The organism is Blautia sp. An46 (genome assembly GCF_002161645.1).
GTDB lineage: Bacteria > Bacillota > Clostridia > Lachnospirales > Lachnospiraceae > Blautia > Blautia ornithocaccae.
The window spans coordinates 23,840-43,523 of record NZ_NFIF01000019.1; the positions used below are offsets into that span (position 1 = coordinate 23,840).

Sequence of the window (19,684 nt, forward strand, 5' to 3'; positions counted from 1 at the left end):
CTTTTTGTTCACGACAATAGACAGTTCGCCGGGCGTGCTGTCTATTGTTTGATACCCCTAGGAGGCAAAATTGAAGAAAAATCAACAGACTAAAAAAAGAAAAAAAATCGTATATGATCTTATATGCTGTAAAGAGTATCAGCCCATGCGGGCCAAAGATCTGGCCGTGCTCCTTCAGGTGCCGGCAGGAAAGAGAGACGAGCTTCATGAAATCCTGGATATGCTCCTGGAGGAAGGAAAGATCACTATAAATAAAAGAGGAAAATATGAAGCAGTGAGAGGTTCCCAAAAGGAACAGGAAAAAGAAGAGAAAAAAGGAAAAAGAGATAAAAAAGAGAAGAAAAAGAAAGAAGCCCAGAAGTATCTTACTGGAATATTTGTGGGACATGCAAAGGGATTTGGATTTGTAGAGCTGCTGGATGAAAATGGAGAGGATATCTATATTCCTGAGGAAGAGACAGGAGGAGCTTTTCACGGAGATAAGGTGCAGGTTGCTCTGAAAAAAGAAAATAAACCTGGAAAAAGACGGGAAGGCCGGGTGATAAAGGTCCTGGAAAGAGGAACCAGGGAAATCGTAGGTACTTTTCAGGAATCTGCCGGATTCGGCTTTGTAGTTCCAGATAACCAGAGATTTCTGCGGGATATTTTTATACAGAAGGAGAACTTTCTCGGAGCCAGGAATCAGGATAAAGTAGTGGTGGAGATCCGGGACTATGGGACCAGAAAAAGATCTCCCGAAGGAAAGATCATTCAGGTTTTAGGAAATTCAGAGGAGAAAGGCATTGATGTGCTCAGTGTAGCCAAAAGCTGCGGACTTCCCATGGAATTTCCGGAAAAGGTACTGAATCAGGCGGAGAGGATACGAGAATCTCTTAACGAAGGAGATTTCTATGGCAGACTGGACCTTCGTGATGTGCCTATGGTCACTATAGATGGGGAAGACGCCAAGGACTTGGATGACGCAGTCTCTCTTTCAAAAGAGGGAAATCTTTTCCACCTGGGCGTCCACATTGCAGATGTGAGCAATTATGTCCAGTACAGCAGCGCTCTGGATCGGGAGGCCCTAAAGAGAGGAACCAGCGTTTATCTGGTAGACCGGGTAATTCCCATGCTGCCCAAAAAGCTTTCCAACGGAATCTGTTCCTTAAATGCCGGGGAGGACCGTCTGGCCCTTAGCTGCCTTATGGATATTGATGAAAAGGGAAAAGTGGTTTCCCATGGGATTGCGGAGACTGTGATCCATGTAAATGAAAGGATGACATACACAGACGTAAAGAAAATCCTTCGGAAAGAGGACCAGCAGCTGGCAGAGCGATATAGAGAATTCTTGCCCATGTTTTTCCAGATGGAAGAGCTCTCTGCCCTTCTGAGAAAGCGGAGAAAGAAAAGAGGAGCCATAGACTTTGATTTTCCGGAGAGCAAGATAGAGCTGGATGAAAATGGAAAACCAGTGAGGATTTATCCCTATGAACAGAATGTGGCTACCAGGATCATCGAGGACTTTATGCTGGCTGCCAATGAGACAGTTGCCCAGGAGTATGCCCAGGCAGGGATTCCTTTTGTATATCGGACCCATGATACTCCGGATATGGAAAAAATGGAACCTGTACTGGAACTGGTACACAGAGCCGGAGTAAAGGTAAAGAAGAGCAAAGAGGAGATTCGGCCAAAAGAAGTCCAGAAGATATTGAAAGAGCTGGAGGGAAAAGATTCGGAAGACTTTTTCTCCCGTCTGATCCTCCGTTCCATGAAACAGGCCAAGTATACAACAGAGTGTACAGGACATTTCGGGCTGGCAGCCAGATATTACTGTCATTTTACCTCTCCTATCCGCCGATATCCGGATCTTCAGATCCACCGGATCATCAAGGAAAATCTCCGGGGAAAGATGACAGAGGCTAAGATGAGCCATTACGAGGAAATCCTGGATGAGGTGGCCAGACAGTCCAGCGCCATGGAGAGAAGGGCTGAAGAGGCAGAGAGAGAAACTGTTAAGATGAAAAAAGCAGAATACATGGAGAGCCAGATCGGAGAGACTTTTGAAGGTGTGATCTCCGGCGTGACAGACTGGGGACTTTATGTGGAACTTCCTAATACAGTGGAAGGTCTGGTACATGTAAATTCTCTTATGGATGACTATTATGTCTATGACAGTGCCCATTACACGCTGACAGGAGAAAAAAAGAAAAGAAGTTTTGCCATTGGACAGAAAGTAAAGGTCCGGGTAGCCCAGGCAGATGCCAGGGAGCGGACCGTGGATTTTGTCCTTGCAGATTAACAGGAGGTTTAGAAAATGGCCAAAGAATCAGGGATTCGTCTGATCGCCAATAATAAAAAGGCTTATCATGATTATTTTATAGAAGACACCTATGAGGCAGGCATCGAGCTGGTGGGAACTGAGGTAAAGTCCCTGCGCATGGGAAGGTGCAGTATTAAAGAGTCCTTTGTCCAGATCGAAAAAGGTGAAGTTTTTGTCTGGGGCATGCATATCAGTCCCTATGAAAAGGGAAACATATTTAACAAAGATCCGCTGAGAGTGAGAAAACTTCTTCTTCATTCTTATGAAATCCGGAAAATCGAAGGGAAGATCCGGGAAAAGGGCTATACCCTGGTTCCTTTAAAAGTATATTTTAAAGGCAGCCTTGTAAAAGTGGAGATTGGTGTGGCAAAGGGTAAAAAACTCTATGACAAACGCCAGGATATTGCCAAGAAAGACCAGAGACGGGAGGCAGAAAGAGAGTTTAAGGTGAAAAATCTTTATTAATGCCTTATAAGTCTTTATATGATATTGTGGAGAAAACTACTGGAGAAAGGAAGTCAGAATTTATGAAATTTAAGGATATGCCTTATGAGAGGATTGATTTTGAAAAGGCAAAAGAAGAGCTTGCAGGATTGATCCAGGCCTTAAAAGAGGCCAAAAGCGGAGAGGAGCAGTTTGAAATCCATAAAAAATATTATGCATTAACAGACCGGGTGTCCACCCAGGCTACCCTCTGTTCCATCCGCCATTCCATAGACACCACAGATAAATTTTATCAGGAGGAGCAGGACTATTACGACCAGGAAACCCCGGCTTACTCCAATTTATGTGTGGCTTATCAGAAAGAATTGTTTGCTTCCCCGTACAGGGAGGTCCTGGAAGAGAAGATCGGACCTGTGGCCTTCAAAAATATCGAAATTGCCATGAAATCTGTGTCTGATGAGGTCATTCCTCTCATGCAGGAAGAGAACGCATTAGTGACAGAATACGAAAAGCTGCTGGCGGGAGCCAAAATAGAATGGGAGGGAGAAACACTGAATCTCTCTCTTCTTACTCCCTATTTGAAGAGCAAAGACCGGGAAGTGAGAAGAAAGGCCTTTGAAAAGCAGAATGAATTTTTCCTCAGTATAGAAGAGAAACTGGACGAGCTCTATGACAAACTGGTGAAGAACCGGACGCTCCAGGCGGAAAAACTGGGGTTTGAGACATATACGCCTCTGGGGTATCTCCGAATGCAGAGAAACTGCTACGGAAGGAAAGAAGTGGAAAATCTCCGCCGTCAGGTGAAAGAGGTCTTTGTTCCCTTTGCAGAAAGCCTTTATGAAAGAAGGCAGCAGCGGCTGGGGCTTTCTCATATGACTTATTCCGATGAGCAGGTATATGGCCCTGAGGGAAGCCCAAGCCCTAAGGGAACACCGGAAGAAATCCTGGCAGCAGGCCAGCAGATGTATGAAGAGCTTTCCCCGGAAACAAAAGAATTCTTTGACTTTATGATGGAGAACGAACTGCTGGATGTCTTTGGAAGAAAGACAAAGGCAGTGGGAGGGTATATGACCTATCTGCCGGATTACAAGGCTCCTTTTATCTTTGCAAACTTTAACGGCACCAGCGGCGACGTGGATGTGATGACCCATGAGTGCGGCCATGCTTTCCAGGGCTATCTGGCGGCTTCAGATCCTATCAGAGAACATGCGGATATCGGTATGGAGACAGCAGAGATCCATTCTATGTCTATGGAATTCTTTACAGAGCCCTGGTACCATCTGTTCTTTGATAAAGACACTACAGAGGACTACACCAGAATGCATCTGGAAGAAGCGGTGATGTTCGTGCCTTACGGCTGTATGGTAGATGAATTCCAGCATGAAGTATACGATCATCCGGAAATGAGCCCGAAAGAGCGGAAAGAAGTGTGGAAAAATCTGGAAAAAATCTATAAACCTCATATGGATTATGATGGACTGCCCTTCTTTGAAAAAGGATGTTTCTGGCAGAAACAGCATCACATTTACAGCTTCCCCCTGTACTACATTGATTATGTGATCGCCCAGCTCTGTGCCTTTGAATATAAGGCATGGATGGACAGAGACTATAAAAGAGCGTGGGAGAGCTATTTGAAATTATGCAGGATGTCCGCTTCAAAGTTTCATACAGAGCTTCTCAAGGAAGCAGGAATTGATTCTCCCTTTGCAGACGGAACCATAGGTAAAATCGTGGAAAATCTGGAAAAAGAAGTATGAATTATATTGCCAAGAAAAGATATTTGTCTTTGGTAAAAACACACAAAATACACAATTTCGTCATAAATGGTTGACAAAAATGCAGATTCAATTATAATAAAGAGGATTGCTCAATCGCTATAGCAGACTGGTATGGTTTGGTTTTCTATAGTAAAGCGAAGAAGTGGAGAAGACTAATTTTGACTTCAGGATTGAGACATCAGAAAGGGAGGAATTCTAAGATGAAAATGAAGAAAATCTTAGCAATGGCTTTAGCCAGCGCCATGGTTCTGTCCTTAGGCGCATGTGGAAGCTCTGATTCCGGCAGTACTTCCGGTTCAGATTCCAGTGCAGCCAGCGATGGAACAGAAGCAGCTAGTTCAGCTTTTCCGGGAACTGCTGAAGATGATACTTATGTAGTGGACCTTCGTGCAGAACCCCCTGAATTGAACAGTATTCTGACAACAGACGTTGCTTCCGGAGATATTCTCCGTGAGGTTATGGTAGGTCTGTATAAACTAGACGCCAACGATACACCGGTTGCCGACCTGGCTGAGGATACACAGGTCAGCGAAGACGGCCGTGTATACACCATGAAGCTCCGTCAGGACGCAAAATGGACAAACGGCGAGCCTGTGACGGCACACGATTTCGTGTTCTCTTATCAGACTATCTGCAGCAAGGAAGCAGCTTCTTCCTATGCCTTCATTGTTTACGATAACCTGTTAAACGGCAATGAAGTATATGAAGGAACTATGGATCCTTCTGAACTGGGTGTTAAAGCTATTGACGATTACACTCTGGAAGTGACTTTTGAAAACCCGATTCCATACGCTGAGCATTTGTTCTCCTTTGCTTCCTATTATCCAATGAACCAGAAAGCATATGAGGAGATCGGTGCAGATGTATATGGAGACGACGCTGATAAGATTGTGACAAACGGTGCTTATACAATCTCTGAGTGGGTACACAACGATCATATCACTCTGACACAGAATCCTGATTTCTATGATCCGGACAGATGTGCAGCAGGAACTATCCGCTACACAATGATGAACGATGCCAACACACGTATGAACGCTTTCCAGGGCGGACAGGTTGACTGTATCAACATCACAGCAGACCAGACTGCACAGGCTGAGACACTTGGCATCAAAACAGAGAGCTATGTAGACAACGGAAACTGGTACATTCAGTTCAATACACAGAAAACAGACAAGGGCCTTGACAATGCCAATATCCGCCGCGGTCTTGGTATGGCAATCAATACAGAGAGCCTTTGCAACGACATCCTGAAAGACGGTTCTGTACCGGCTACAGGTCTTGTACCTACAACGATCGCCGGAGCTAACGGCGAGAAATACCGTGACGCCGTAGGCGATGTGGTTTCCTACAATGCAGAAGAAGCTAAGAAAGCTTTCGAACAGGGACTTCAGGAGACAGGACTTTCTGCAGAAGATCTGAATCTGTCGATCCTCTGCGACGACCAGTCACAGGCACAGAGAACTGCAGAGTTCTATCAGGCACAGTGGAAAGAAGTTCTGGGTATCGACGTTGAGATCACACCTCAGCCATTCAAATCCCGTCTGGCTTCCATGGACAGCGGCGACTTCGATATGGTTTATGCAGGATGGTCACCAGACTACAATGACCCGATGACTTTCCTGGATATGTTCACTACTACAAACGGAAATAACTACGGTAAATATTCCAATGCCCAGTATGATGAACTTATTGCAAATGCTCTGAAGGAAAGCGATGTAGTTGCCCGTCAGGATATGCTGGCTCAGGCAGAAAAGATCGTAACCTATGATGACGCTGCGATTTATCCTCTGTACTTCAGCGGTGTTACTTACGCCGTATCTGATAAAGTTCAGAACATGACACGTACAGGATTCCAGGAATTCGACTTTACAGATGCAGCAGAATAATAGAAAGTTATACGGCTGACAAAGGTATAAAGTGATTTAGCGGATAGGAGCCGTTGCCAGGGAATAGAGATGTTCCCGGCAGGGCTCCTGTCTGTTTATGTAAATCGCAAAGGATCTTTGCGATTTACATAAACAGTAAAAAAAGAAAACACAAGAGAAAGGAGCTGTTATCTTGGCGAATCAGATACGCTACATTTTAAAGAGAATCGTCTATTCCTTTATTACGATCCTGGTCCTGACCAGCGTCACCTTCCTGCTGATGCAGCTGCTTCCGGGAGATCCTTTTACCGGCGGAAAAGATATCCCCGATACGGTTATGGAAGCTCTGAAAGCAAAGTATGGTCTGGATAAACCTGTACTCCAGCAGCTGCTGATGTACATCGGCAATGCCCTCCAGGGGGACTTTGGTATTTCCATACCTGACGGAAGAGAAGTTACCGATATTATCCGGGAGGCTTTCCCGGTTTCTTTTGACCTGGGCATCCGGGCACTGCTCTTTGCATTTATCATGGGTATCCTGCTGGGTATCGTTGCAGCAGTAAAAAGAGGTACAGCCTGGGACAGCGGCGCTATGTTCCTGGCATTGGTAGGTGTGTCCGTACCTTCCTTCATTATGGGTGCCATCCTTCAGTACTTCCTGGCTCTGAAGCTGGGTCAGGCTACAGGAACTCAGGTATTCGCTATTGTGGGCTGGACAGACTGGCACAGTAAGATTCTGCCCGCCTTTGCTCTGGCCTTCGGTTCCATGGCTACCGTGAGCCGTCTTATGCGTACCAGTATGCTGGATGTATTAAGCCAGGATTATATTAAGACAGCAAAAGCAAAAGGACTGAGCCAGAGACAGATTATTTGGAGGCATGCTGTCCGTAATGCCATCATGCCGGTCATCACGGTTATGGGACCTTTGGTGGCAGCGATCCTGACGGGAGCCTTTGTTGTAGAAAATATTTTTGCGATTCCAGGTCTTGGAAAATACTTTGTAACCAGTGTACAGACTAATAATTATACGCTGATCGCAGGAACTACTGTATTCTACGGTACCTTCCTGATCCTGGCCAACCTGGTGGTAGATATTATCTACGGCCTGATCGATCCCCGTATCAAACTGACAGGAAGAAAGGAGTAGAAAAGCACTATGGCAAAAAAGAAACAACCCCAAGCAGTACAGGCCCCAAAGTACACTCCTTATGATGTCAGCGGAAAAATCGGAGCGGACGCCTTTGAGGTGATCGGATCCGATGCTTCCTCCATGGAGGCCATTGCCCGTCCTTCTATCAGTTTTATGAAGGATGCCTGGAACCGCATCAGAAAAAGTAAAGTAGCGATTGTATGTATGACGATTCTGGCGCTGATCATTCTGGGGGCTATTTTTCTCCCCATGATCTGTCCGTTTGGCTATGAGCAGCAGAATGTAGCGTTTCAGAATAAACCTATCATGTCCCCGGATTCTGTGACAGGGCAGATGCATATTTTCGGAACGGACAGCCTTGGACGCGACGTGTTCGCCAGAGTATGGTATGGCGCCAGGATTTCTCTGACCATCGCTATCGCCGTGGCTCTGATCGATTGTTTCGTAGGTGTTATCTATGGCGGTGTTTCCGGATATTTCGGCGGTGCAGTAGATACGGTGATGATGCGTATCCTGGAGATCATCAGCGGTATTCCCTATCTGATCATCGTTATCCTTCTGATGACCGTTATGGACAGAGGGTTGGGGACTATCATTGTAGCTTATTCACTTACCGGGTGGACCGGTATGGCCCGTCTGGTAAGAGGCCAGGTAGTCAGCCTGAAGGAGCAGGAGTTTGTTATCGCAGCCAAATCCATGGGTGCATCTCCCGCCCGTATCATCGGTAAGCATCTGGTTCCAAATGTGTTGAGTGTCATCATTGTCAATATCACACTGGACATTCCAAATGTTATTTTTACAGAGGCTTTCCTGTCTATGCTGGGACTTGGTATCGCACCGCCTCAGTCTTCCTGGGGTATGATGGCCAATGCAGCCATTCAGGTATTCCAGATGTATCCTACACAGTTGGTAGTGGTAGCCCTGTTCATCTGTGTAACTATGTTGTCCTTTAACCTGCTGGGAGACCAGCTCCGGGACGCATTCGACCCGAAATTAAGGAGGTAAAGAACTATGGAAAATGATAATGTCTTAAAGATAGACAACCTCCATGTTTCCTTTGATACTTATGCAGGAGAGGTCCACGCAGTCCGCGGGGTCAGCCTGGAGGTTAAGAAAGGGGAGGTAATGGCCATTGTTGGAGAATCCGGCTGTGGGAAAAGTGTTACCGCCCAGACGATCATGAAATTAAATCCTATGCCTCCTGCCCGTATCAAAGAAGGAAGCATTGATCTCTGCGGCAAGGATATCGTAGCTGCCAGTGAGAAAGAAATGCAGAATATCAGGGGACAGTTGGTAAGCATGATCTTCCAGGATCCTATGACCTGTATGAATCCTACCATGAAGGTTGGAAAGCAGCTTACCGAGACTCTGGTAAAGAAAAAGAAGATTTCTAAGGCAGAGGCGGAAAAAGAAGCTGTCCGCCTGCTGAAGCTGGTGCAGATTCCTAACCCGGAGGAGAGGGCAAAACAGTATCCCCATGAGTTTTCCGGCGGTATGCGGCAGAGAGCCATGATCGCTATGGCTCTGGCCTGCAATCCTCAGCTCCTTATTGCCGATGAGCCTACCACAGCCCTGGATGTGACCATCCAGGCCCAGATTATGCAGCTTATGGCAAAGATCAAAGAGGAGACAAAGACTGCCATTATCCTGATTACCCATGACCTGGGAGTTGTGGCAAATCTGGCGGATGAAGTGTCTGTCATGTATGCAGGAAAGATCGTGGAAAGAGGTTCCGTAAGAGATATCTTCTACAATCCGGGACATCCTTATACCATCGCCCTTCTGCGAAGCCTTCCTACCATTGATACAAAAAAAGAGGAAGAACTGGTTTCTATCCCAGGTACTCCACCGGATCTTTATGCACCGCCTCAGGGCTGTGGATTCGCCAGCCGGTGCGAACACTGCATGAAGATCTGCAAGGCAAATCAGCCGCCGGTATTTGAGCTGGGAGAGGGACATTCCGCTTCCTGCTGGAGACTTCACCCGGATTTTCCGGGAGCAAAGGAGGGAAAGGTAAATGGATAAGCTCATCACATTAGACCATGTGTCCAAACATTTCCACGTAGGAAAAGGACGAACTCTGGTGGCAGTCAATGATATTTCCCTTAATATTTATAAAGGCGAGACTCTGGGTGTGGTAGGCGAGTCCGGATGTGGTAAATCTACTCTTGGACGTGTGGTAATGGGAATTTACCCTGCCACAAGCGGGAAAATCCTTTACGATGGAAAAGAAGTAAACATGAAGCATACAAAGGACCGTTACAATTATTCCCGGAAAGCTCAGATCATTTTCCAGGATCCATATGCTTCTCTGAATCCCCGTATGACGGTTGGAAGCATTATTGCCGAGGGTATGGAGATCCATAAAATGTACGATAAGGAAAAACGTACCCAGAGAGTCTATGAACTTCTGGAAACTGTAGGACTGAACAGGGAACACGCCAACCGTTTCCCTCATGAGTTCTCCGGCGGACAGCGTCAGCGTATCGGTATTGCCCGGGCTCTGGCAGTAGAACCAGAATTTATTGTCTGTGACGAGCCGATTTCTGCTCTGGACGTTTCCATTCAGAGCCAGATCATCAATCTGCTGAAAGAACTTCAGGATAAGCATGGATTTACCTATATGTTTATTGCTCACGACTTGAATATAGTAAAATATATTTCTGACCGTATTGCAGTTATGTATCTTGGAAATCTTGTAGAGCTGGCAGACAGTGATGAGATTTATGCGCATACTCTCCATCCTTACAGCCAGGCTCTGTTGGCTTCTGTTCCGATTCCGGATCCGGATAAGGAAGCACAGAAAGAAGCCAGTGTTCTTTCCGGAGACGTACCCAGTCCGATCAATCCAAAACCAGGCTGTCCATTTGCTAACCGGTGTAAATATGCCACAGAGAAGTGCCATAAAGAATCACCGAAGCTTAGAGAGGCACGGCCAGGACACTTTGTATCCTGTCATCTGGATATGGAATAATAAAAAATCTGCTTTACAGCTCTGGTGTCAGTACACCGGCTGTAAGGCAGATTTTTTATTAGGAAAGCCCTTTTCTGATAGGAATGGAAAAACTGGTTTCTGTGATGCCTGTTTCTGTATTAGGATGAAAGGGAGAATATGCTGCATCCACACAAAACAGGACCAGAAGGACAAGGGTAAAAAGTTTCAGAAGCTTTTGGTCTGCTGCATGGAGAAGATTGTCTGCCAAGGGGGCCAGTACATATACAACGATTATCCCCCCTGCTCCGAAGACAAGAAGCCCTTCTGCACAGACTCTTCCGTTGAGATTCAGAAAATATTCACTGTAATCCCACCATTTTATGCCTCCGGATATTGTTTCCAGGACCAGAGATGTCATATATTCCAGAAAACCGCAGAGAATAATGGAGGCAAGGAATTCCATGCCGGGATTTTTTCTCAGCCTGTACAGTAAAGTCAGGATTAAAACAGAGGCGCTGCCATATATAGGAATCCATGGACCATTCAGAAATCCCTGGTTTGCAAATTCTCCGCTGAGGAGCAAATGGAAGGTTACCTCCCAGAGCCAGCCGAAAAAGGAAAGCCCAAGAAAAATGAGGATCAGAGACCAGATGCTGTACTGACGCATATAATTGAGAGACTCAATCTGATTTCGTTTACTCTCTTCAGGAATCGGATGGAGACGGGTGGGATACACAGTACCTTTTAATGCCTCATATAATTCAGCATTCCGGACATGCTGGGCCTGGAGTTGTTCATAGCGTTTTTCCTGTTTGCCCCAGAACAAAAGAATACCGAAATTCCTGGCAAAAAAGCCTCTGATACCTGGAAGTTCCGGTTCCTGAGGAGATGGTGTTTCCATAATATCCAGGATATCTACATACTTTTCCATAAGCAGCAGTGCATCAGCTTTTTCATAAAGATAAATGTCATTGAGAAGCTCTGTGCCTGGAATTTTGGCTTTTTTCGATTCCTGACGCAGCTGCACAAAATATTCTGTAAAAGCAGCAGTCTTATAGGGATTCGTATATAGGATATTGAAGACTCCCAGAGTCAGAATGCCCAGGATCTCCCAGCCAAGGAAGGACAGCTCAAATACAAAACATTCCCATTTATGGCCTTTCATCATTTTTCTGGACAGGGTGACAGCCTGGCGGGCGGTCATATCTGGATTTTCTGCAGTAATGTAAGGAACCAGGAAATAGGAATAGTGTTTGATGATCCCTCCTATAATAGTTAAAGACCACAGAAGCTGAAAAACAGATTTTACCAGCATGATCCAGGCGGCTTTCATCCATTTTTTTATTTTCAGAAGAAACAGGACCCTGGATATTGGAACAGACTCATAAGTATGACTTTCCAGAAAAATACGCCGCAGTATGACGCCAAAGGTATTCTGGATAAACACCCAGAATGCAAACATGGCCACAGTGCCTGTTAGGATCAGCAGAACAATTCCGCCTTTTTCCGTTACTGCAAGGGAATTGACAGAGGCAGACATAGTGACCAGGATTGACCCGGGACTGATCTGCTGGATTATATTTAAAAGAAAGCCTCTCCATTCCTCAAATACAGGATTATCTATAAACTCCTCATAATTTCTAAGGGTAGAAAAATTTAGGGATCCTCTGAATTCTGAGGCCAGAAAAGCGGAAATCAGGCATATGGCTGTAAAAATCAGGTAATGTTTTTTCAGAGAGTGTTTTCCGCGTTGTTTCAATTCTTTTCGTGTCAGCATTTGTCTTTTCTTCCGGTGGCATATCCGGATTTCTCCTTTATTTCTAAACCCGGATATTCTAAAAAATATAATAGGAACAGCCGGTATTTACAGTATAGCAAAAGCTGTAGGAATAATGCAAGAAATATACTCCCATGTATATTGTAACAGAGGGTGGAATAGGGTATACTGGCTGTATAGATAGTGTAACTAATGAAATGTGTGTAAATACTTGAGAGGTTTTCTCTCATGGAAGATTATGTATATAAAAAGGAAAAGAAGAGAGGGGCGGTGAATATGAAAAAAATATTGGCAATACTGTCGGCAGCGGCCCTGTGTCTGGCATTTCCAGGATGCAGTGAAGGGCAGATGAACAACGGAACAGAAAATGTGGAAGCAGTAGTAGAAAATCTTTTTCAAAATCTGGAAGAATCAGAGTATGAAGAGCTGATAAGCCCAGACAGTGGAGAAGCTGCTTCAGAAAATCTTGTTACGGCAGAACTTCCTCAATGGGTTCAGGAAAGATTTCAGGAATATATGACAGAAGAAGGATATGAAGACCTGACGGGAACAGCATTTTATGAGATTTCTGTGAAAGCCTGTGAAAATAACTGGGAAATGTCTTTAGAGCATCTGGATGTCCAGCAGGTACAGGGAGACTACGAAATCAGCGGCGAACTTAAGCTCCGTGGGGAGGAAAGTGAAGAGAGTATTGGTATTGAGGGAAGCGCCCAGACCGACGAGAAAGGACAGGTCAGTTATCTGAATATCAGTAATATGGCAGAAATTGCAGAGGCAATCCAGTCATAAGGATTTCAGCCTTGCTACATAACTTGCCCCAGAGACTGGAAAATTTGGTTCCATCCAGTCTCTGGGGATTTTTGCTATTAGGGAATTAAATAAACTACTCGTTCTCTGCTGAAATATTTATCAGTTTATACGGATTTTAGTTCCTGCATAGATTTTATCCGGATCGGAAATATTGTTCAGACTCTGGAGGCGGCTGACTGTGGTGCCAAAACGGAGGGCGATTCCTGAGAGTGTGTCTCCCGGACGTATGGTATAGTAGGAAATACTGGTCGAGGAGCCTGATGGGATACTAAGCTTCTGACCGGGATAAATGAGGTCAGGACTCAAGATGCCGTTTAGTTGTGCAAGAGTCTGATAAGAGGTGCCAAAATCTGCGGCAATCTTTGAGAGTGTGTCTCCTGCTTTTACAGTGTAGATAGTCTGGCCGGAGACGGGGCTGCCGCTGAGACGGAGCACCTGTCCTGGATAAATCACGTCAGGATCTGAGATTCCGTTTATTTTTGCAAGACTGCTGACTGTAGTGCCAAAACGAAGGGCAATACCTGAGAGAGTATCCCCGGACTGAACGGTATATATATCGGGAACAGAGGGGGCAGGTTCAGGTGATACGGTGCCCTTTCCGTAGTCTTTGTAACTATAATTCCTGTCGCAGTTTCCTGAAATGCCAGGAACGCTTCCTGTGGAAGTATACTGCCACATTGCCATATCCGATACAGAAGCGGCAGATGCGTACTGGGCGAACCATAAGTCATAGGGCAGACGCTCTGTATCAAACATTGTACGGTAATAATCCAGATTTGAATAATACATAGGAATATAACCGGAAGCCTTCACCTTGTCGCAGAAAGCTGCGGTCATGGTAGTGGCGAGAGCTTTTCCGATAGTTATACCCTGCTGTGCAGCATAGCGGACAGTGTCATACTCTAAGTCATAGGCCAGGGGCCATGTAACTTTATATTGCTTTGCCAGAGCTGCACAATATTCTGCTTCCTGTGCTGCCATCTGGGCATTATATGCATAAGAAAACCAGTAAATGCCAAAGGGGATTCCCAGCTTCTGGCAGGCAGAGGCATTCTGATGAAAATAGGGATCCACATTATTCTTTCCGTACCCGCCTCGGAGCATAGCAAAAGCAATACCGGCCCCCTTCACCTGATTCCAGTCCACATTCCCCTGATACTGAGAAACATCAATTCCATTTAAAGCCATAAAAAATCCTCCCTTCAAAAAATCCCCTCTCTTTATCATATGATACCAGGGTCCGAAGGTCATGGATTTCATGCTTTTCTGATTTCATGCTTCCGTGAAAAATACCGGCTACGCCTTGACAAAGGAGAAAAAAAATTATAAGATAAGGATGCTTGAAACTGCCGGTTTGCGTTACAGGAAAAGCTTTTTATATGAGGGCTTGTACTGGTTTCGACGGGGGTTTTGAAGTTGAGGAAGCCATCCGCAGACTCCGGGACTGCGTATCAACCTGGAACTTAAATATAAACGCAAACAATAATAGAGTAGCGTTAGCTGCCTAATTGCAGCTTGTCAGCCCTGGATCACCCGCTGTCCGGGAATCTGGCATCGACCTTGCGGGGAACTTCACTTTCAAAGCTTTGAGATTGGGGAAGATTTTATGAAGCTACCGAGCCCGAAAGCCTGTTATTCGGCGTTGGGGTAAGGGAAAATTAAAAGAATAACTGTGATGGGAGATGCTTCAAGGGATAGACTTTCGGACAGGGGTTCGATTCCCCTCAGGTCCATAGGAAAGAGCTCAGTGTTTGCTGGGCTTTTTTTCTATTGCGTTGTATAAAAAGTTCACACTTCAGACAAAATTCTCTGGTATACTAACTACATAGTAGCTAGTGTACTGCTGCGACTATAATTCAACTAATGACATTGAATGAATTATGGTACTGCCAGTACACTAATATCATCAGCAGTCGCCAAATTGAGATTCAATGCTCGCTTGGCTCCTTGCTTTATGGTATAGCTAAATAAAGGAGCGGAGTTTATTATGGATAAGTGTAAGATTTTAGTAGTAGATGATGAAAGCAGAATGAGAAAACTGGTCCGTGACTTCCTGGTGAAGCAGGATTTTGACGTCCTGGAGGCCGGTGACGGAGAGGAAGCTCTGGATGTTTTTTATGAAGAGAAGGATATTTCTCTGGTTATTCTGGATGTAATGATGCCGAAAATGGATGGCTGGGAAGTATGCAGAGAGATAAGAAAGAATTCTAAAGTACCGATTATCATGCTTACTGCCAGAGGAGATGAGCGGGATGAGCTTTTAGGCTTTGAACTGGGAGTTGATGAATATATTTCAAAACCTTTTAGCCCCAAGATTTTAGTGGCCAGAGTGGAAGCTATCCTGAGAAGGACTAACGCCAGAGGTACAGAGGATATTTTGCAGGCAGGGGGGATTGAAATCAACAAATCCGCTCATATTGCCACTATTGACGGCGAGCCTATGGAGCTGAGCTACAAAGAATTTGAACTTCTCACCTACTTTATGGAAAATCAGGGCATTGCCCTGTCCAGGGAAAAAATCCTCAATTCAGTGTGGAATTATGATTATTTCGGCGATGCCCGGACTATCGATACTCACGTAAAGAAATTGCGGAGCAAAATGGGGAAAAAAGGAGAGTATATCAAGACAATCTGGGGCATGGGCTACAAATTCGAGGTGTAAGCCATGAAATTTATCAAGAACTTTATGGGAAAATCCATCAGGAACCGGCTGGCAGTGACCTTTATTGGAATGATGGCGCTGTTTCTGGTGGTTATAATCCTGATCAATACCTTTTTCTTGGAAAGAGTTTATACGATCAGCAGAGAGCAGTGTTTCTTTGAGACTTATGATATGATCAATGATGTGAAAAACTACAGCAGCCTGGCATCTAACCGGGATTTTATAGACTATCTTCTGGAAAACAATCTTTCCCTGATCATTTTGGATGAAGACGCTTCCTTGATCGTATCTTTTGCTAAGGATGCGGAAGATATGAGAGACCGGCTGATTTTTGGTCTGCGGCTCAATCTTGAAGGAGAGCAGCAGATTCTCCGGTCTTCCCAGAATTATATTTTGGAGAGAAGAGTAAATACTCCCAGTATTACAGATTCTATCAATATGTATGGAAATCTGGACAACGGAGATGAATTTCTGATTACTACCCCTATAGAAAGTCTGAAGGAAAGTGCCAGGATTTCTAATTTGTTCTATGTGGCTATTGGGGGTGTGATGATTGTCCTGAGCTCCGTAGTAGTGTTGCTCCTTTCGGGAAGAATTACAAGTCCTCTTCATAAGCTGTCTGAGCTTTCTCAGGAGATGGCAAATCTGAACTTCAACGTAAAATATGACAGTCCCAGTCAGGATGAAGTAGGAGTTCTGGGGAATAACCTGAATAAAATGTCAGAGGAACTGGAGCGGACTATTTCGGAACTAAAGACAGCCAATAATGAGCTGCAGAAAGATATTGAAAGAAAGACCCAGATTGACGAAATGCGGAAAGAATTCCTATCCAATGTGTCCCACGAGCTGAAAACCCCTATCGCTTTGATCCAGGGTTACGCAGAGGGACTTCAGGAGTGCATCAATGACGATCCTGAGAGCAGAGAATTTTACTGTGATGTAATCATTGATGAGGCTGGAAAAATGAATAATATGGTGAAGAAGCTTCTTACTTTAAATCAGCTGGAATTCGGAAATGACCAGGTGACTATGGAGAGGTTTAATATTACCGATTTGATTCAGGGCGTTATCCACTCTGCACAGCTGCTGGCTTCCCAGAAAGAAGCAGAGCTGCGTTTTGTCCAGAAAGATCCGGTTTATGTCTGGGGAGATGAGTTTAAGATTGAAGAGGTTGTTACAAACTATGTATCCAATGCTCTGAATCATGTGGATTATGATAAAAAAATTGAAGTAAAGATTATTCAGAAGAGAAACCTGGTAAGGGTATCTGTTTTTAATACAGGAGATCCTATTCCTCAGGAGGACCTGGATAAAATCTGGATTAAGTTTTATAAGGTGGACAAGGCAAGGACCAGAGCCTATGGAGGCAGCGGGATTGGCCTGTCTATTGTAAAGGCCATTATGGACAGCATGAATCAGAAGTGCGGTGTGGTGAATTATGATAATGGGGTGGAATTCTGGTTTGAACTCCAAAGCGCCGGGCCGGCAGAAATCTCTATTTTCCCTGAGTGATTGTAAAAATCTGTAGGAGAAATTTGCATTTTTGGTAGTATTCTGTTAAACTAAAAGGATGAAAATAAGCAGATATCTTTTTAGGAGGAATGGAATATGCCGCCTTTACAGGGACAATGGCTTGAGGCGTTAAAGCCGGAGTTTAAGAAACCCTATTATAAAGAATTATTTACAAAAGTGGGGCAGGAATATCAGCAAAGAAGGATCTTTCCCGCCCCTGATGATATTTTTAACGCCTTTCATCTGACTCCTTTGGATCAGGTGAAAGTAGTAATTTTAGGGCAGGACCCTTATCATAATGAGGGACAGGCCCACGGGCTTTGCTTTTCTGTGAAACCGGAGGTGGAAATTCCTCCTTCTCTGGTAAATATTTATCAGGAACTTCATGACGATTGCGGATGTTATATCCCGGATAATGGTTATCTGATAAAGTGGGCCCAGCAGGGAGTGCTTCTGTTAAACACAGTCCTGACTGTCCGGGCTCATCAGGCCAATTCTCACAGAGGAATTGGCTGGGAAGACTTTACAGATGCGGCTATCCGGGTGCTGAATGAGCAGGACAGGCCTATAGTCTTTATGCTCTGGGGCAGGCCTGCTCAGATGAAAAAAAGCATGCTGAATAATCCCAGACATCTTATCCTTGAGGCCCCTCATCCCAGTCCCCTTTCTGCTTTTCGGGGATTCTTTGGCTGCCGGCATTTCAGCAAGGCCAATGCTTTCCTGAAAGAGCACGGATTGGAGCCTATTGACTGGCAGATAGAAAACAGACAGGGGAACTAAGATACATGGAAAAGAAAAATGACAATACTTTATTAAAAAATGCTTCTTTCCTTATGGTGGCGGCTTTGGTATCTAAGATTATCGGATTGATCTATAAAAGTCCTCTTTCAGCCACACTTGGGAATGAGAGCTTCGGGTGCTTCAGTTTTGCACAGAATGTGTACCTGATCCTTCTGATGATCGCTTCTTACAGCATCCCTCAGGCAGTGTCAAAGATTATGGCAGAGAGGATTGCCTTTAAACGATACAGAGACGCTCAGAGGATTTTTAAAGGAGCCCTTCTTTACGCTGTGATCGTAGGCGGCGTAGTTGCGATTTTTTGTGTGGTAGGAGCGCCTATCCTTATACCGGATAGTATGGCCAATGCAAGACTGGCCCTTCAGTTCCTTTCACCGACTATTTTCCTGTCTGGTATTCTGGGAGTTTTCCGTGGATATTTCCAGGCATACAGGAATATGCTGCCAACTTCTCTGTCACAGATTTTTGAGCAGATCGCAGTGGCAGTAGTGGCCCTGGTCATGGCAAACTTTATGGTGAATTACTTCGCCGATGCGGAAACAGACGTGCTGAGAAGCTGGAGTGCGGCGGGGGCTACCATGGGAACCGGAGCAGGAGTGGCTACGGCCCTGATCTTTATGCTTCTGGTTTACTGGGTCAACAGAAAGATTATTGGGAAGAAAATAGAGAAGGATACAGTATCTGTAAATGAGAGTTATTCTTCTGTAATGAAGAATATCATCTTGATAGTGTCCCCTATTATCCTCAGCTCTTTTTTATATAATGTAAATACTTATTTGAACAGCCGGATTTATTCCCAGATTTCAGGTATGCAGGGATTGGACAGCAGTCTTATCGAAAGCTTATATGCAGAATGCGGATATTTTATGACATTGATCAATATCCCTCTGACGCTGGCCAGTACGGCGCCTACTTCTATGCTGCCTGAAGTTTCTGGTGCATACGCCACAGGAAATATCAAAGAGGCCAAGGAAAAGATTAACAAGGCAACCTGGCTGAGCATGTTTATTTCGATACCTTGTTCGGTAGGTTTGTTTGTTCTGGCAGGCCCCATTACCAGACTGCTGTTTCCTGCAACAGACGGAGTGGCAGGATATCTGATGATGATCGGCGTTGTTACAGTGATCATGAACGGAATGTCCAATATTTCCAATGGCGTCCTTCAGGGTATCGGGAAGGCCCATCTGCCTATGATTCATGCGGCAGCAGCTCTGGTGGTGGACATTGTGGTCATGGTAGTGCTGATGTTTGCTACAAATCTTGGAATTTACAGTATCCCTATCGCAATGATCGCTTATGCTTTGGTGATGTGCATTCTGAACCATATGTCTATGCGGAAGGAATTGGACTACAGGAACCCATGGAAAGAAGCTTATCTGATGCCTTTCCTGGCATCTTTGCCTATGGGAGCGGCAACATTTCTGGTGTACAGAGGCGTGTATTTCCTTACAAGAAATCTTCCAGGAGGAAATCTGATCGCTCTTATACCTGCCATAGGAATTGCTGCATGTATTTATTTCCTGATTTATCTGCTTATCTCTAATCCAAAGGAGGAAGACCTGGCAGGACTTCCTGGAGGAAGAAAGCTGGCAGAAATCGGGGAAAAGCTTCATATACTGAATAGATAGATGGACGAATCCCGTGAGCATCC

The 19,684-nt window shown here is 44.9% G+C and carries 15 protein-coding genes and 1 other RNA gene; 14 read left to right on the top strand and 2 right to left on the bottom strand.

Features of this window, described 5'->3' with window-relative positions:
• Positions 1–70 precede the first annotated feature (70 nt).
• From rnr to B5G00_RS14365, 8 genes are all read left to right on the top strand, one after another.
• Positions 71–2,278 carry a ribonuclease R gene (rnr, locus tag B5G00_RS14330; RefSeq protein WP_087273933.1) on the top strand — a complete coding sequence of 736 codons (2,208 nt, stop codon included), beginning with the start codon at positions 71–73 and terminating at the stop codon, positions 2,276–2,278.
• A 15-nt stretch (positions 2,279–2,293) separates the two neighbouring features.
• Positions 2,294–2,764, top strand: coding sequence for an SsrA-binding protein SmpB (gene smpB / locus B5G00_RS14335; protein WP_087273935.1), 471 nt, complete (start codon positions 2,294–2,296; stop codon positions 2,762–2,764).
• A 62-nt stretch (positions 2,765–2,826) separates the two neighbouring features.
• Complete coding sequence (locus tag B5G00_RS14340; protein ID WP_087274027.1) at positions 2,827–4,500, top strand: M3 family oligoendopeptidase; 1,674 nt, start codon at positions 2,827–2,829, stop codon at positions 4,498–4,500.
• A 221-nt stretch (positions 4,501–4,721) separates the two neighbouring features.
• Positions 4,722–6,410 (top strand): peptide ABC transporter substrate-binding protein, encoded by a 1,689-nt coding sequence (locus B5G00_RS14345; protein ID WP_087273937.1) that lies wholly within the window; start codon positions 4,722–4,724, stop codon positions 6,408–6,410.
• A gap of 172 nt (positions 6,411–6,582) precedes the next feature.
• Positions 6,583–7,536, top strand: coding sequence for an ABC transporter permease (locus tag B5G00_RS14350; RefSeq protein ID WP_206423802.1), 954 nt, complete (start codon positions 6,583–6,585; stop codon positions 7,534–7,536).
• A gap of 9 nt (positions 7,537–7,545) precedes the next feature.
• Positions 7,546–8,544, top strand: a complete 999-nt coding sequence (locus B5G00_RS14355) for an ABC transporter permease (RefSeq protein ID WP_087273939.1) — start codon at positions 7,546–7,548, stop codon at positions 8,542–8,544.
• Positions 8,545–8,550: 6 nt separating this feature from the next.
• Positions 8,551–9,564, top strand: a complete 1,014-nt coding sequence (locus B5G00_RS14360) for an ABC transporter ATP-binding protein (RefSeq protein WP_087273941.1) — start codon at positions 8,551–8,553, stop codon at positions 9,562–9,564.
• A complete protein-coding gene (locus tag B5G00_RS14365; RefSeq protein WP_087273943.1) occupies positions 9,557–10,513 on the top strand; it encodes an ABC transporter ATP-binding protein in 957 nt (318 codons plus the stop codon). Before B5G00_RS14360 ends, B5G00_RS14365 begins: the two co-directional genes overlap by 8 nt.
• Positions 10,514–10,571: 58 nt before the next feature.
• Here the strand turns inward: B5G00_RS14365 and B5G00_RS14370 are convergent, their stop codons facing one another.
• Positions 10,572–12,251: a DUF975 family protein gene (locus B5G00_RS14370; protein ID WP_087273944.1), complete on the bottom strand. Its 1,680-nt coding sequence runs from the start codon at positions 12,249–12,251 to the stop codon at positions 10,572–10,574.
• Between the two features lie 228 nt (positions 12,252–12,479).
• Here B5G00_RS14370 and B5G00_RS14375 point away from each other — a divergent pair, with 228 nt between their 5' ends.
• Positions 12,480–13,040, top strand: coding sequence for a hypothetical protein (locus B5G00_RS14375; protein ID WP_087273946.1), 561 nt, complete (start codon positions 12,480–12,482; stop codon positions 13,038–13,040).
• 120 nt (positions 13,041–13,160) lie between these two features.
• Here B5G00_RS14375 and B5G00_RS14380 read toward each other — a convergent pair whose 3' ends face one another.
• Positions 13,161–14,249 carry a LysM peptidoglycan-binding domain-containing protein gene (locus B5G00_RS14380; RefSeq protein WP_242971373.1) on the bottom strand — a complete coding sequence of 363 codons (1,089 nt, stop codon included), beginning with the start codon at positions 14,247–14,249 and terminating at the stop codon, positions 13,161–13,163.
• A gap of 195 nt (positions 14,250–14,444) precedes the next feature.
• On the opposite strand from B5G00_RS14380, the gene ssrA reads away from it, so the two are divergent.
• The 5 genes from ssrA to B5G00_RS14405 all read left to right on the top strand — a co-directional run bounded on the left by ssrA (position 14,445) and on the right by B5G00_RS14405 (position 19,661).
• Positions 14,445–14,797: a transfer-messenger RNA gene (gene ssrA, locus B5G00_RS14385) on the top strand.
• Positions 14,798–15,048: 251 nt separating this feature from the next.
• Entirely contained in the window at positions 15,049–15,723 is a 675-nt protein-coding gene (locus B5G00_RS14390; RefSeq protein ID WP_087273950.1) for a response regulator transcription factor, read from the top strand.
• A 3-nt stretch (positions 15,724–15,726) separates the two neighbouring features.
• The gene (locus B5G00_RS14395; protein WP_242971374.1) at positions 15,727–17,235 is read left to right on the top strand and encodes a sensor histidine kinase; all 1,509 of its coding nucleotides are present in this window, start codon (positions 15,727–15,729) and stop codon (positions 17,233–17,235) included.
• 96 nt (positions 17,236–17,331) lie between these two features.
• On the top strand, positions 17,332–18,015 hold the full coding sequence (gene ung / locus B5G00_RS14400) for a uracil-DNA glycosylase (protein WP_087273952.1): 684 nt from the start codon (positions 17,332–17,334) through the stop codon (positions 18,013–18,015).
• Between the two features lie 5 nt (positions 18,016–18,020).
• On the top strand, positions 18,021–19,661 hold the full coding sequence (locus B5G00_RS14405; protein ID WP_087273955.1) for a putative polysaccharide biosynthesis protein: 1,641 nt from the start codon (positions 18,021–18,023) through the stop codon (positions 19,659–19,661).
• Positions 19,662–19,684 lie beyond the last annotated feature (23 nt).

Bases quoted from the DNA above. Each gene is read 5' to 3' on its own strand.
- smpB (WP_087273935.1), top strand. From the start codon at position 2,294: ATGGCCAAAGAATCAGGGATTCGTCTGATCGCCAATAATAAAAAGGCT.
- B5G00_RS14340 (WP_087274027.1), top strand. From the start codon at position 2,827: ATGAAATTTAAGGATATGCCTTATGAGAGGATTGATTTTGAAAAGGCA.
- B5G00_RS14345 (WP_087273937.1), top strand. From the start codon at position 4,722: ATGAAAATGAAGAAAATCTTAGCAATGGCTTTAGCCAGCGCCATGGTT.
- B5G00_RS14355 (WP_087273939.1), top strand. From the start codon at position 7,546: ATGGCAAAAAAGAAACAACCCCAAGCAGTACAGGCCCCAAAGTACACT.
- B5G00_RS14360 (WP_087273941.1), top strand. From the start codon at position 8,551: ATGGAAAATGATAATGTCTTAAAGATAGACAACCTCCATGTTTCCTTT.
- B5G00_RS14365 (WP_087273943.1), top strand. From the start codon at position 9,557: ATGGATAAGCTCATCACATTAGACCATGTGTCCAAACATTTCCACGTA.
- B5G00_RS14370 (WP_087273944.1), bottom strand. From the start codon at position 12,251: ATGCTGACACGAAAAGAATTGAAACAACGCGGAAAACACTCTCTGAAA.
- B5G00_RS14375 (WP_087273946.1), top strand. From the start codon at position 12,480: ATGGAAGATTATGTATATAAAAAGGAAAAGAAGAGAGGGGCGGTGAAT.
- B5G00_RS14380 (WP_242971373.1), bottom strand. From the start codon at position 14,249: ATGGCTTTAAATGGAATTGATGTTTCTCAGTATCAGGGGAATGTGGAC.
- B5G00_RS14390 (WP_087273950.1), top strand. From the start codon at position 15,049: ATGGATAAGTGTAAGATTTTAGTAGTAGATGATGAAAGCAGAATGAGA.
- B5G00_RS14395 (WP_242971374.1), top strand. From the start codon at position 15,727: ATGAAATTTATCAAGAACTTTATGGGAAAATCCATCAGGAACCGGCTG.
- ung (WP_087273952.1), top strand. From the start codon at position 17,332: ATGCCGCCTTTACAGGGACAATGGCTTGAGGCGTTAAAGCCGGAGTTT.
- B5G00_RS14405 (WP_087273955.1), top strand. From the start codon at position 18,021: ATGGAAAAGAAAAATGACAATACTTTATTAAAAAATGCTTCTTTCCTT.